The 13,065-nt window shown below is 66.9% G+C and carries 13 protein-coding genes and 1 pseudogene; 11 read left to right on the forward strand and 3 right to left on the reverse strand.

Going from position 1 to position 13,065, the window contains the following annotated elements:
• Positions 1-72 precede the first annotated feature (72 nt).
• A complete protein-coding gene (locus HZS63_RS00610; RefSeq protein ID WP_180682083.1) occupies positions 73-1,086 on the reverse strand; it encodes a response regulator transcription factor in 1,014 nt (337 codons plus the stop codon).
• The gene (locus HZS63_RS00615) at positions 1,061-4,630 is read right to left on the reverse strand and encodes a hybrid sensor histidine kinase/response regulator (protein WP_180682084.1); all 3,570 of its coding nucleotides are present in this window, start codon (positions 4,628-4,630) and stop codon (positions 1,061-1,063) included. The genes HZS63_RS00610 and HZS63_RS00615 overlap by 26 nt, the downstream gene beginning before the upstream one ends.
• A gap of 86 nt (positions 4,631-4,716) precedes the next feature.
• Between HZS63_RS00615 and ureA the strand changes: the two genes are divergently transcribed.
• The 7 genes and pseudogenes from ureA to ureG all read left to right on the forward strand — a co-directional run bounded on the left by ureA (position 4,717) and on the right by ureG (position 9,156).
• Positions 4,717-5,019, forward strand: a complete 303-nt coding sequence (ureA, locus tag HZS63_RS00620; RefSeq protein ID WP_180682085.1) for an urease subunit gamma — start codon at positions 4,717-4,719, stop codon at positions 5,017-5,019.
• Between the two features lie 32 nt (positions 5,020-5,051).
• A complete protein-coding gene (locus HZS63_RS00625; protein WP_180682086.1) occupies positions 5,052-5,231 on the forward strand; it encodes a hypothetical protein in 180 nt (59 codons plus the stop codon).
• 10 nt (positions 5,232-5,241) lie between these two features.
• Positions 5,242-5,547, forward strand: coding sequence for an urease subunit beta (locus HZS63_RS00630; protein WP_180682087.1), 306 nt, complete (start codon positions 5,242-5,244; stop codon positions 5,545-5,547).
• Between the two features lie 18 nt (positions 5,548-5,565).
• On the forward strand, positions 5,566-7,311 hold the full coding sequence (ureC, locus tag HZS63_RS00635; protein WP_180682088.1) for an urease subunit alpha: 1,746 nt from the start codon (positions 5,566-5,568) through the stop codon (positions 7,309-7,311).
• 12 nt (positions 7,312-7,323) lie between these two features.
• Positions 7,324-7,812 (forward strand): annotated as a pseudogene (gene ureE / locus HZS63_RS00640) (urease accessory protein UreE); the annotation flags it as partial.
• A complete protein-coding gene (locus tag HZS63_RS00645) occupies positions 7,805-8,497 on the forward strand; it encodes an urease accessory protein UreF (protein ID WP_180682089.1) in 693 nt (230 codons plus the stop codon). The pseudogene ureE and the gene HZS63_RS00645, both read left to right, overlap by 8 nt.
• Positions 8,494-9,156: an urease accessory protein UreG gene (gene ureG, locus HZS63_RS00650; RefSeq protein ID WP_180682090.1), complete on the forward strand. Its 663-nt coding sequence runs from the start codon at positions 8,494-8,496 to the stop codon at positions 9,154-9,156. Before HZS63_RS00645 ends, ureG begins: the two co-directional genes overlap by 4 nt.
• A gap of 21 nt (positions 9,157-9,177) precedes the next feature.
• Here ureG and HZS63_RS00655 read toward each other — a convergent pair whose 3' ends face one another.
• Positions 9,178-10,467 carry a glycerate kinase type-2 family protein gene (locus HZS63_RS00655; RefSeq protein ID WP_180682091.1) on the reverse strand — a complete coding sequence of 430 codons (1,290 nt, stop codon included), beginning with the start codon at positions 10,465-10,467 and terminating at the stop codon, positions 9,178-9,180.
• A 140-nt stretch (positions 10,468-10,607) separates the two neighbouring features.
• Here HZS63_RS00655 and HZS63_RS00660 point away from each other — a divergent pair, with 140 nt between their 5' ends.
• The 4 genes from HZS63_RS00660 to HZS63_RS00675 are packed head-to-tail and all read left to right on the forward strand — an operon-like array spanning position 10,608 to position 13,060.
• Positions 10,608-11,453 (forward strand): prepilin peptidase, encoded by an 846-nt coding sequence (locus HZS63_RS00660; protein WP_180682092.1) that lies wholly within the window; start codon positions 10,608-10,610, stop codon positions 11,451-11,453.
• Positions 11,438-12,088, forward strand: a complete 651-nt coding sequence (gene coaE / locus HZS63_RS00665; protein ID WP_180682093.1) for a dephospho-CoA kinase — start codon at positions 11,438-11,440, stop codon at positions 12,086-12,088. Before HZS63_RS00660 ends, coaE begins: the two co-directional genes overlap by 16 nt.
• A 7-nt stretch (positions 12,089-12,095) precedes the next feature.
• Positions 12,096-12,854 (forward strand): cell division protein ZapD, encoded by a 759-nt coding sequence (zapD, locus tag HZS63_RS00670; RefSeq protein WP_180682507.1) that lies wholly within the window; start codon positions 12,096-12,098, stop codon positions 12,852-12,854.
• On the forward strand, positions 12,851-13,060 hold the full coding sequence (locus HZS63_RS00675) for a DNA gyrase inhibitor YacG (RefSeq protein ID WP_180682094.1): 210 nt from the start codon (positions 12,851-12,853) through the stop codon (positions 13,058-13,060). Before zapD ends, HZS63_RS00675 begins: the two co-directional genes overlap by 4 nt.
• Positions 13,061-13,065 lie beyond the last annotated feature (5 nt).

Here is a 13,065-nt window from a genome sequence, read left to right on the forward strand (position 1 = left end):
GATTCGACACGGACAACTTCATGCTAGGGACTACCCTGGATCGCGTCTGTACGCCAGGTGGCGTATGCCGACTCAAGCCCCCCGTGGCTGGAGCAACGGCACCCGGTTGATGGCCATGGCCGCGGCGGCGGTGCGCGTCTCCACCCCCAGCTTGGCATGGATGCGTTCCAGGTGTTTCTTCACCGTGGCGGGGCTGGTGCCTAGGATGTCGGCGATGTCGCGGTTGATCTTGCCCTTGGCCACCCAGTACAGCACCTCGGCCTCGCGGGCGGTCAGGCCAAAGGCCTGCACCAGGGCTTCCAGCACGCTGGCGTCCGACGTTTCCTGCATCACGATCAGCCAGTCGCCGCCCTCGCCATTCGGACTGGCATCAGCCGGGTCGCCGACCACCAGATGCAGTCGAAAGGTCAGGCGGCGCGGGCCGTTTTCCAGCGTCAGGCGGGGCGGCTCCACGGGGGCGCAGTCGGTGTGCTGCAGATCAGGCAGGTGCCGGCGCAGCCATTGCAACACCACGGCGGGTGTGTCCGGTGCTTCGGTGCCGCAGTAGCGCCGCAACAGCTCGCGCGCCAACGGCGTCTGCCACATCAGCCGGCCATCTCGCTCCCGCACGGTGATGGTGGCGTAGCCAAAAGCATCGAGTGCGTTGCGGGCTTGCTGCTGCTCCACCGCACCGCGCCGGGCCTGACGGGCGCTGCGCAGATGCACCCCCATGCGCGCGATCACCTCCTGCGGCTTGACCGGCTTGGTCACGTAGTCCACGCCACCGGCATCCAGCGCGTTGACGAGGTGCTCGGTTTCGGTGAGCCCGGTCATGAAGATGATGGGGATGTGCGCGGTGTCGGGGTCGGCCTTGAGGCGCCGCGCCACCTCGAACCCGTCCATGCCGGGCATGAGGGCGTCCAACAGCACCACGTCGGGTCGGGCTTGCCGCGCGCGGGCCAGCGCCGCCTCGCCATTGAGCGCCACCAGCACGGTGTGGCCGGTTTCGTCCAGGGCGTCGTGCAACACCGAAAGGTTTTCCGGCACATCGTCCACGATCAGCACCACCGGGCCATCGTCTTCAAGTTCTGTAGGGTTCCAGCGCATGGAGGGTTTCCTGCAATTTTTGCTCTATGGTCTCGAAGCGGAATTCACGGGCCAGCACCCGCAGCGGCTCCGCCTCTTCACCGGGGCACAGCGCATCCAGCCGGCGAATGAAGCCCCGGTAGTAACCCAGCCGGGCCAGTTCCTGCAGGTCCCGCAAATCGGAAACAGTGCACCGGGCCAGGCATTCCCCGAACGACGAGGGGATGTCGCACCGGGTGGCCGCGCCCGGCGCGCCCTCTGGTGCCAGCGCATGGCCATCCTCCTTTGACCCGTCCTCTGAAGGCAGCCACGTCAGAGCCAGCCGCTCACCCAGCCAGCGCAGCAATTCATCACGCCGCACGGGTTTGACGAAAAAATCCTCGGGCGGCAAACCCACCGGGTTGTCCAGGCCTTTGTCGAAGGCGTTGGCCGAGACCACCGCCACCACCGGCACCTTGGCCAACCGCCCCGACTGCACCAGGGCCTGAAGATGCGTGAGCGCCTCCCAGCCGTCCATGCCCGGCATGGCCAGGTCCATGAACACCGCATCGGGCTGCAAGCCGGTGCGCAACTGGGCCAGTGCCTCTTCGCCATGGGTGGCGAGCCGCACATCGAATCCCAGCGGGGCCAGCCAGCTCTGCAGCAGTTGACGGTCGTCTTCCTCGTTGTCCACCACCAGCACCGTGCGCCGCGCCCCCGCGTAACCCCTGGCGTCCAGCGGGCGGGGGCTCGCCTGACCTGCGGTCTCGCCATGCACCTCGGGCAGGAACAGGCGCAGCCGGAAGGTGGTGCCCTGGCCCGGGGTGCTTTCGGCCGTCATGTCGCCGCCCATGAGGTTGGTGAGCATGCGCGCGATCGTCAGCCCCAGCCCGGCGCCCGTGGAGCCCTGGCTGCTGGTGGCCGCGCCCCGGGCAAAGGGCTCGAACACGCGCTCCAGTTCTTCCGGCGTCATGCCGGGCCCGGTGTCGCAGACCTCGAACACCGCCATCTCACGGCCGTACTGCAGGCGCAGCGTCACGCCGCCCTGGGTCGTGAACTTGACGGCATTGCCCAGCAGGTTGATGAGGATCTGCCGCAAGCGCTTGTCGTCGGCCCGCACCGCCTGCGGCCACAGCTCGGGCGGCTCGAAGCGGAACGCCAGCCCCTTGGCCTGGGCCTGCAACTCGAACATGCCGGCCACCTCGTCCATCAACGCCCTGAGGTCCAGCGGCTTCACGTCGAGCGTGAGCTTGCCGGCTTCGATGCGGGCCACGTCCAGGGTGCCCTCGATCAGCGAGAGCAGGTGCTCACCCGCGCGCAGGATCACCTTGATGGCATGGGAACGGTGCGGCGGCAGGTTGGGGTCTTCCTGCAGCAGTTGTGCGTAGCCCAGGATGCTGTTGAGCGGGGTGCGCAACTCATGGCTGATGTTGCTCACATAGCGCGTCTTGGCCTGGTTCGCCTGGTCGGCCTGCTCGCGCGCACGCTCGGCCACCTGCTTGGCCTGCTGCAAGGCGGCATCGGTGCGCCGGTGCGAGGCAATCTCCTCCATCAACAAGCGGGTCTGGCGGTTCGACTCTTCCTGCGCCACCTCGCGGCTTTTGTGGGCCAGCACCAGCCACCACGCCACGATGGCCGACACCAACAGCAGCGCCGCATACACCTTCACGAAGCCCGCATGCAGCGCGGCCTCGACCCCCCCACCCATCCAGGGCAGGTCCAGGGCCAGCGCCCCCTGCAGTTCGTGCCGGTACAGCAGGCCCAGCACCGCCGCCAGCACCGGGGCGATCACCAGCATGAGCAACAGGAAGTGCCCGAGTCCGGCATCGAGCTGCGGCCACCAGCGGCGCGGCAGGAGGCGTTGCAGCGTCGCCTGCCACTGGGTCGAGAGCCTGGCGTGCGGTTTACAAAGGTCGGCGCAGCGGGCATCCAGGGTGCAGCAGAGCGAACAGATGCTGCCCTGGTAGGCCGGGCAGTGCGCCATGTCCGGCGCCTCGTAAGCCGACTCACAGATCACACAGCGCTTGAGGCGCACGTAGGGGCCGTCATCCCCTGTCCTGTCCGCGGGATGCTCGTCGGGCTGCGGGTGGCGGGCCAGGTAGTAGCGGCCCTGCGTGGCCCAGGCGATCAAGGGGGAGGTGACAAACGCCGTCACCATCGCCACCACCGCCGAAAATGCCTGCGCCATCGGCCCCATCAGGCCCAGATGCGCCGCGATGCCCAGCGCCGACGCCAGGCACATGGCCCCCACCCCCACCGGGTTGATGTCGTACAGATGGGCCCGCTTGAACTCGATGCCCTTGGGCGACCAGCCCATGGGCTTGTTGATCACCAGATCGGCCACCACCGCCATGATCCAGGCGATGGCGATGTTGGAGTACAGCCCCAGCACGTCGCCGAGCACCTCGAACACGTTCATTTGCATCAGCATGAAGGCGATGGCGGTGTTGAACACCACCCACACCACCCGGCCGGGGTGGTGGTGCGTGAGCCGCGAAAAGAAATTGCTCCACGCCAGCGAACCGGCGTAGGCGTTGGTCACGTTGATCTTGAGCTGCGACACCACCACGAACAACGCCGTGGCCGCCACCGCCCAACCATAGGGCAGCAGGTACTCATAGGCCATGAGGTACATCTGGTTCGGGTCCACCGCGCGGTCAGCCGATACCCCGTGGCTCAGCACCAGATGCGCCAGCAACGCCCCGCCCAGCATCTTGACCACCCCCATGACAACCCAGCCCGGCCCACCCATCACCACCCCGGCCCACCAGCGTCCACGGCGTTCGGACGTTTCGCGGGGCATGAAGCGCAGGTAATCGGCCTGCTCGCCCATCTGCGTGATCAGGGCCATGCCCACGGTGAGCGCCGCACCAAACAGGTGCCACTGAAACACCCCGCCCTCATTGTCCGCCCCACCATAGTGCACCACCGATGCGAACGCCCCCGGATCGAGCATGGCCACCGCGACAAAAGGGATGACCATCATCACCAGCCACAGGGGTTGCGTCCAGACCTGGAAACGACTGATCACCGACACCCCGTGCGTGACCAGCGGAATCACCACCACCGCGCAGATCAGGTAGCCCCAGGCCGGGGGAATGCCCAGCGCCAGCTCCAGCGCGTACGCCATCACCGCGGCTTCCAACGCAAAGAAGATGAAGGTGAACGACGCGTAGATGAGCGACGTGACCGTGGACCCGATGTAGCCGAACCCCGCGCCTCGGGTGAGCAGGTCCATGTCCACCCCGTACCGGGCCGCATAGACACTGATGGGCCAACCGGCCACGAAAATCAGCAAGCCGGTGGCCAGAATGGCCCAGAACGCGTTCAGGAACCCGTACTGCACCAGCAGCGTGGCTCCCACCGCCTCCAGAATGAGGAACGACGCCACCCCGAATGCGGTATTCGCCACCCGCCACTCCGACCACTTGCGAAACCGCTGTGGCGTGTAGCGCAGGGCGTAGTCCTCCAGCGTCTCGCTGGCCACCCAGCTGTTGTAGTCCCGCCGCACCTTGACGATGCGCTGGACAGGCACGGCATGCTCGACGGTCTCGGGGTTCACATCCTTGGTCCGTGCAGCTTTCATGCCATGCGCCGTTTGCCGTATGGTCAAAGACCAAACGCCACGGCATACTGCCCCATCCAAGGCACGCTTATTGCACATCCCTCCCCATGGAACTCTCCCCCCGCGACAAGGACAAGCTGCTGATCTTCACCGCCGCGTTGCTGGCCGAACGCCGCAAGGCCCGCGGGCTCAAGCTGAACTACCCCGAAGCCGTGGCCCTGATCAGCGCCGCCGTCATGGAAGGCGCGCGCGACGGCAAAACCGTGGCCGAACTCATGAGCGAAGGCCGCACCGTGCTCACCCGCGACGACGTGATGGACGGCGTGGCCGAGATGATTACCGAGATCCAGGTCGAAGCCACCTTCCCCGACGGCACCAAACTGGTCACCGTGCACCAGCCCATCGTCTGACTCGTCTGCCCCCTCTCTTTCAGGAACGCCCCATGCCCTCCTTGCACGTTTCCCGCCTTGGTCTGACCGCTCTGCCCACCCTGCTGGCCACCGCTGCCCACGCCCACGAAGGGCACGGACTCCTGGGTGCGCACTGGCACGCCACCGATGTGCTGGGCTTCATCGGTCTTGCGGTCGCCGTCGGCGCTGCCATCTGGTTCACACGCAAGTGAGGCACCGGCCATGATTCCCGGCGAACTCCTCATCGACCCCGGCGAGCACACGCTCAATCCCGGCCGCCGTACCGTCACCCTGGTGGTGGTCAACACCGCCGAGCGGCCCATCCAGGTCGGCTCGCACTACCACTTTGCCGAAACCAACGCGGCCCTGTCGTTCGACCGCGCTGCGGCCCACGGCATGCGGCTCAACATCGCCAGCGGCACCGCCGTGCGCTTCGAACCCGGCCAGCAACGCACCGTGGAGCTGGTGGACTACGCGGGCAGCCGCGAGGTGTACGGCTTTCGTGGCCTGGTTCAAGGCGCGCTGTAACCCGAAGGAAACCCCACCATGGCAAGCATTTCCCGCAGCGCCTACGCCGATATGTTCGGCCCCACCGTGGGCGACCGCCTTCGCCTAGCCGACACCGCCCTGGTCATAGAAGTCGAGCAGGACTGCACCCTGCGGGCCGGTGGCTATGGCGAAGAAGTGAAGTTTGGCGGCGGCAAGACCATCCGCGATGGCATGGGCCAGAGCCAGCGCAGCCGCGCGCAGGGCGCGGTCGATCTGGTCATCACCAACGCCCTCATCGTGGACCACTGGGGCATCGTCAAGGCCGACATCGGCGTCAAGGACAGCCGCATCGCCAGCATCGGCAAGGCCGGCAACCCGGACGTGCAACCGGGTGTGGACATCGTCATCGGCCCGGGCACCGAGATTTTGGCGGGTGAAGGCATGATCGTCACCGCCGGCGGCTACGACAGCCACATCCACTTCATCTGCCCGCAGCAAATCGAAGAAGCCCTCATGTCGGGCATCACCACCATGACGGGGGGCGGCACCGGCCCGGCCACGGGCACCAACGCCACCACCTGCACCCCTGGCCCCTGGTACATGGAGCGCATGCTCCAGGCGGCTGACGCCTTCCCCATGAACCTGGGTTTCCTGGGCAAGGGCAACGCCAGTCAGCCTCAGGGGCTGATGGAGCAGATCGAGGCCGGGGCCATCGGCATGAAGCTGCATGAGGACTGGGGCACCACTCCCGCCGCCATCGACGCCTGCCTCGACGTGGCCGAACGCACCGACACGCAGGTCGCCATCCACACCGACACGCTCAACGAATCCGGCTTCGTCGAAGACTCGATCGCCGCCTTCAAGGGCCGCACCATCCACACCTTCCACTGCGAAGGTGCGGGTGGTGGCCACGCGCCCGACATCCTGAAAGTGGTGGGCGAAGCCAACGTGCTACCCAGCTCCACCAACCCCACGCGTCCCTACACCGTCAACACGCTGGAAGAGCATGTGGACATGCTCATGGTGTGCCACCACCTGGATGCGTCCATCCCCGAAGACCTGGCCTTTGCCGAAAGCCGCATCCGCAAGGAAACCATCGCGGCCGAAGACATCCTCCACGACCTGGGCGCCATCAGCATCATGAGCAGCGACAGTCAGGCCATGGGCCGGGTGGGTGAGGTCATCTGCCGCACCTGGCAAACGGCCCACAAGATGAAGGTGCAGCGCGGATGGCTGGCCCCCACCCCAGGCCGTACCGGGAAAGCGGAACAAAGCGACCGGAATGACAACTTCCGCGTCAAGCGCTACATCGCCAAGTACACGCTCAACCCCGCCATCACCCACGGCGTCAGCCATGAAATCGGCTCGGTCGAGGTGGGCAAGTGGGCCGATCTGGTGCTGTGGAAGCCCGCCTTCTTCGGCATCAAGCCCGCACTCATTCTCAAGGGCGGCATGATCGCCGCGGCCGCCATGGGCGATCCAAACGCGTCCATTCCCACGCCGCAGCCGGTGCACTACCGGCCCATGTTCGGCAGTTTTGGCGGGGCGCTGCACCAAACGTCGCTCACCTTTGTGTCCCAGGCAGGTCTGGCCGCCGGCATCGGTCAGCGCTTGGGCCTGCAGAAGCCACTGGTGGCCGTCAAGGGCTGCCGCACCATCGGCAAGCGCGACATGGTGCTCAACGACTATGCACCCCAAATGGATATCGACCCGCAGAACTACCACGTGCGCGCCGATGGCCAATTGCTGGTGTGCGAACCCGCTGCCGTGCTGCCGCTGGCCCAGCGCTACTGCCTGTTCTGACCCATGACCGACATGCTCCACGCCACCCGCTGCATCCCCCAAGGCCAGGGCCTGGCCTCGGTGCTGCTGAACCGGTCGGCCACCGTCACCCTGGAATGGGACCAGCGCCAGAAAAGCCGCTTCGACTGCGAAGACTCCCAGGGCCGCCGCATCGGCGTATTCCTGCCACGCGGCACCGTCGTGCGCGGGGGGGACGTGCTGGTCACGCAGGACGGTACGCTGCTCAAGGTCGTGGCGGCGCCCCAGCCGGTGCTGCGCATCACCCACTGCAACGCCCATGGCACCCCGTTCGACCTCATCCGCGCCGCCTACCACCTGGGCAACCGGCACGTGCCCATCGAACTGCAACCCGACCACCTCAAGATCGAACCCGACCACGTGCTGGCCGACATGCTGCGCCAGATGCACCTGACCGTGCACGAGGTGCGCGAACCGTTCGAGCCCGAAGCCGGCGCCTACGGAGGACACGGCAGCCACGGGCACGCTCAAGGCCATGCGCACTGACACTCCGTTGCTCGCCCTGCTCTGGCTGGCCTCGCCCACCCTGCCGATTGGCGGGTTCTCCTATTCGGAAGGGCTGGAGGCCGCCGTCCACGCAGGCTGGGTGCACGATGAAGCCTCCACCGCGCGGTGGTTGGGCGACCAGTTGCAGCTGGCCCAGGCCCGCTCCGACCTGTCCATCGTCGCCACCGCCCTGCCCGCCTGGCGCGAACGCGACTGGCCGTGCCTGCAAGCGCTCGATGCCTGGGTCCGCCAGACCCGCGAAAGCGCCGAGCTGCGGCTCCAGACCGAACAGATGGGGCGCTCCCTCATCGAATGGCTGAAATCCCTCCAAGAACCCGATGCCCTGGTGCACGCATGGCCCGACGCCTTGCGCACCCCCTCCTATCCCGTGGCCTACGCCCTCGCGCTGAGCACCCGTCTGCCCGACGAGGTCCCCGTGCGCGACGCCGTGCTCGCCACGGCGTTCGCCTGGGTCGAAAACATGGTGCAGGCCGCCATCAAGGCCGTGCCACTGGGCCAGAGCGCGGGCCAGCGCATCCTCGCTCGGCTGTGCCACGAGATTCCCGCCGCCGTGGACACCGCGCTGGCCACCAGCAGCGATAACCGCCAAGCCTTCACCCCTATGTTGGCCATCCTCTCGGCCCGCCACGAAACCCAGTACTCCCGCCTGTTCCGCTCATGAATGCCCCCGCCCTGCACCACATCCCCGGCCGCACCAAGACCCTGCCCCCGCTGCGCGTCGGCATCGGCGGCCCGGTCGGTTCCGGCAAAACCACCCTGCTCGAAATGCTCTGCAAAGCCATGCGCGAGCGCTACGACCTGGTCGCCATCACCAACGACATCTACACCAAGGAAGACCAGCGCCTGCTCACGGTCAGCGGCGCGCTGCCGCCCGAGCGCATCATGGGTGTGGAAACCGGTGGCTGCCCGCACACCGCCATCCGCGAAGACTGCTCCATCAATCTGGAAGCGATCGACCGCATGCTGGCCGCCTTCCCCAACGCCGACGTGGTGTTCGTGGAAAGCGGCGGCGACAACCTGGCCGCCACCTTCAGCCCCGAACTGAGCGACCTCACCATCTACGTGATCGACGTGGCCGCCGGCGAGAAAATCCCCCGCAAGGGCGGCCCCGGCATCACCAAAAGCGACCAGTTCGTCATCAACAAGATCGACCTCGCCCCTTACGTGGGCGCGAACCTGGATGTGATGGCCGCCGACACCGCCCGCATGCGCCCAGACCCGCAACGGCGCCCCTGGGTCATGACCAACCTGAAAACCCAGCAAGGGTTGCCAGAGGTCATCCGCTTCATCGAGCAACGGGGCATGCTCACCACCGCCTGACCCCCCAGACACGCGGCGGGGTCAGCCTTCGATCAGGATGGCTCGAAAATCGTTGACGTTGGTCAGCGTCGGCCCCGTCACCACCGAAGCCCCCAAGGCCTCAAAGAAGCCGTGGCCATTGTTGTTCGCCAATTCGTCCAGCGGGCGCAGCCCCCGCGCCCAGGCCTGGGCCAGTGTGCCTGGGCCCATCACGGCCCCCGCGATCTCCTCCAGCCCGTCCACCCCATCGGTGTCGGCCATCAGCGCATGAATGCGCGCATGCCCGCCCGTGGCACTCGCAAACGCGAGCAGACACTCCACATTGCGGCCGCCACGCCCCTGACCACGCACCGTCACCGTGGTCTCGCCCCCTGACAGCAGCACACACGGCGCCGTGAACGGCTGCCCCCGCTCAGCCACCTGCAAGGCCACGCCGGCGAGTACCTTGCCCACCTCGCGCGCCTCGCCTTCCAGCGCATCGCCCAAAATGTGCACGGCATAACCGGCCTCACGCGCCACCCGCGCGGCCGCCTCCAGCGCTTGTTGAGGCGTGGCCACCATCCGCACCTCGGCCCGGTCCAGGCGAGGATCCCCCGGCTTCACCGACTCACCACGGCCGCTGGTCAGCACCTCGCGCACCGGAGCGGGCACTTCGATGCCATAACGCTGCACGATCGCTAGCGCATCGGCACAGGTGGTCGGGTCCGCCACGGTGGGGCCCGAGGCGATGTCCCTCGGCTGGTCGCCTGGCACGTCCGACATCAACAACGTGACCACACGGGCCGGATGGCACGCCGCCGCCAGACGCCCGCCCTTGATGGCCGACAGGTGACGGCGCACGGTATTGATCTCGCCGATGGTGGCCCCACTGGCCAGCAGCGCGCGGTTCACCGCCTGCTTGTGCGCCAGCGTCAAACCTTCCAGCGGCAAGGGCAGCAAAGCCGAGCCACCGCCCGAGATCAGACACAGCACGATGTCCTCCTCCCGCAAGCCTTGAACCGCCTGCAGGATGTGTTGTGCGGCCTGCAGGCCCGCTTCATCGGGCACCGGGTGCGCCGCCTCTCGTATCCGAATGCGCTCGCAAGGCACCGCGTATCCGTCACGCGTCACCACCACCCCGCTCAAGCGCATCGGGTCACCCTGCCAGTGCCGCTCCACCGCTTGCGCCATCGCCGCCGAGGCCTTGCCGGCCCCGATCACCACCAGCCGGCCAGCGCCCAGCTCTTGCGGGCTGGGCAGATGCGGCGGCACACACAGCGCCGGCTGGGCAGAGGCCACGGCGGCATCGAACAGGCGACGCAACAGGTCGGCGGGTGGGGGACATGCAGGCATGGCGGGGTTCCATACGTTCCATACAGAAGCACATAGCCGCACCAGGCAGCCAGCGCCCGCACACTGTAACCGCCCAGCACGCCAAAACCACCATCGACCTGTTTACACTGCAGGCTGCAAGACCATTTCCCCATCCTCGCATGGAACTCCTCACCAGCCCTTGGGGCATTGCCATCGCCGGCCTGTTTGGGCTGCTGGTGGGCAGCTTTCTGAATGTGGTCATCCACCGCCTGCCCAAAATGATGGAACGCCGCTGGGCCATCGAATGCGCCGAGATGACCGGCCAGCCCGTGCCGGACCACCCCCCGCTGAACCTGCTGCATCCGCGCTCGCGCTGCCCATCGTGCGGAGCCGGCATCGCGTGGTACCAGAACGTCCCCGTCGTCAGCTACCTCTTGCTACGCGGTCGTTGCCACGCCTGCGGCAGCGCCATCGGTCTGCGCTACCCGCTGGTCGAACTGCTCACGGGCGCTTTGTTCGCCTGGGTCTTCGCTCAGCACGGCATCGGCTGGACCACCCTGGCCTGGTTCGGTTTTGTCGGGGCCATCGTCGCGCTGGCCTTCATCGACTGGGACACCACCCTGCTGCCCGACGACATCACCCTGCCGCTGGTCTGGGCCGGCCTCATCGTCGCCACCTGGGGCTGGAGCGGCGTCACCCTGTCCGACGCCTTGTGGGGCGCCGTGGGGGGCTACCTGTCGCTGTGGTCGGTCTACTGGGTCTTCAAGCTCGCCACCGGCAAGGAAGGCATGGGATACGGCGACTTCAAACTCTTCGCCGCGCTGGGCGCCTGGTTCGGCTGGCAGGCCCTCGTCCCCATGATCCTCATGGCGTCGGTCATCGGCGCGGTGATCGGGATCGCCCTGAAATTCAGCAGTGGCCTGCGCGAGGGCGGCTACATCCCGTTCGGCCCCTTCCTGGCCTTGGCCGGGCTGGCCGCGCTCATCGTCGGGCCAAGCCAGCTGCTTGCATGGGTGGGCCTGTGAACCTGTCCCAACTTCCCCAGTTGCCCGCGCGACCGCTGCGCATCGGCCTGACCGGCGGCATCGGCAGCGGCAAAAGCACCGTCGCTGCGGCGCTGGTCCGGCTGGGGGCCACGCTGGTAGACGCCGACGCCATCTCCCGCGCCAGCACCGCCGCGGGCGGGGCCGCCATCGACCCCATCCGTGTGGCGTTTGGCGATGCCCTCATCGGCCCCGACGGCGCGCTGGACCGCGACCGCATGCGGGCCCTCGTGTTCCAAGACCCCTCGGCCCGCCAGAAGCTGGAGGCCATCGTGCACCCGATCGTGCGCGCCGAAATCGAACACCGTTGCCGCACAGCGCCTTCCGACTGCGTGGTGCTCGACATCCCGTTGCTGGTCGAGTCGGCCACCTGGCGCGAGCGCATCCACACCCTCTGGGTGGTGGACTGCCTGCCCGAAACGCAGATCCGTCGCGTCATGCTGCGCAATGGCTGGCCGCGTGAACAGGTCGAGGCCGTGCTGGCGGCACAGGCGTCCCGCCAACAGCGTCTGGCGGTGGCCGATACCGTGATCGACAACGACCGGACCACGCTGGAACAATTGGAAACACAGGTCCGCACCGCCTACGCCCGGACGCGGCACCAATTCGGGCTATGATCCCATGGTGATTTTGTACGAGTACCCGTTCAACGAACGCATCCGGACCTACCTGCGTCTGGAGCATCTGTTTCGCCGGCTGGGTGAACTCATCGGGCGCAGCCATCCGCTCGACCATCACTACGCCATCCAGACGATGTTCGAGATCATGGACGTGGGCGCCCGCTCCGACCTCAAGACCGAAATTCTCAAAGACCTCGACAAGCACAAGCAGCTCTACAACAGCTACCGCGGCAATCCGGCGATTTCCGAAGCCGCGCTGGATCAATTCATCGCCCGCTTGGACACCTGTTTCAGCGCCCTGCACGAAGATGCTGGCAAGGTCGGCCACGCGCTCATGGACAACGAGTGGCTGATGTCGGTCCGCAGCCGCATCGCCATTCCCGGCGGCACCTGCGAATTCGATCTGCCGGCCTACCACGACTGGCAACATCGGCCGGCCGAGCAACGCCAGCAGGAACTGACCGCCTGGACCCGCGAACTGGCCAGCCTGGCCGAACCCGTTCATCTGCTCATGGCCCTGCTACGGGAAAATGGCCTGCCACAGAAAGTCATGGCCTGCAACGGGCAGTTCCAGCAAAACCTGCCCCAAGGAAAAACGTATCAGTTGCTGCGCCTGTGGCTGGATCCGAGAACTGGACTGATCCCCGAGATCAGCGGCAATCGGCTCATGTTCTCGGTCCGCCTGCTGCAGCGGGGCAACGAGGGGCGCCTGGCCTTGGCGGCCGATCAGAATACCGAGTTCGAAGTCACCCTGTGCGCATGAACGAGCCCGACGGTTTTTCGCCCACCACCGTGACCTGCCCATGTTGTGGCGGCCCGAGCCTTTACGCCCCGAGCAACCGCTACCGCCCCTTCTGCAGCGAACGGTGCAAACAGATCGACCTCGGGGCCTGGGCTGCAGAAGCGTTCCGCGTGCCCGCTTCACCCCCGCAGGATCCAGCCGACCCCGAGGACGGCTGGAAACACTGAAACCG

Origin of the sequence: Tepidicella baoligensis (genome assembly GCF_013432195.1) — a bacterium.
GTDB classification, from domain to species: domain Bacteria; phylum Pseudomonadota; class Gammaproteobacteria; order Burkholderiales; family Burkholderiaceae_C; genus Tepidicella; species Tepidicella baoligensis.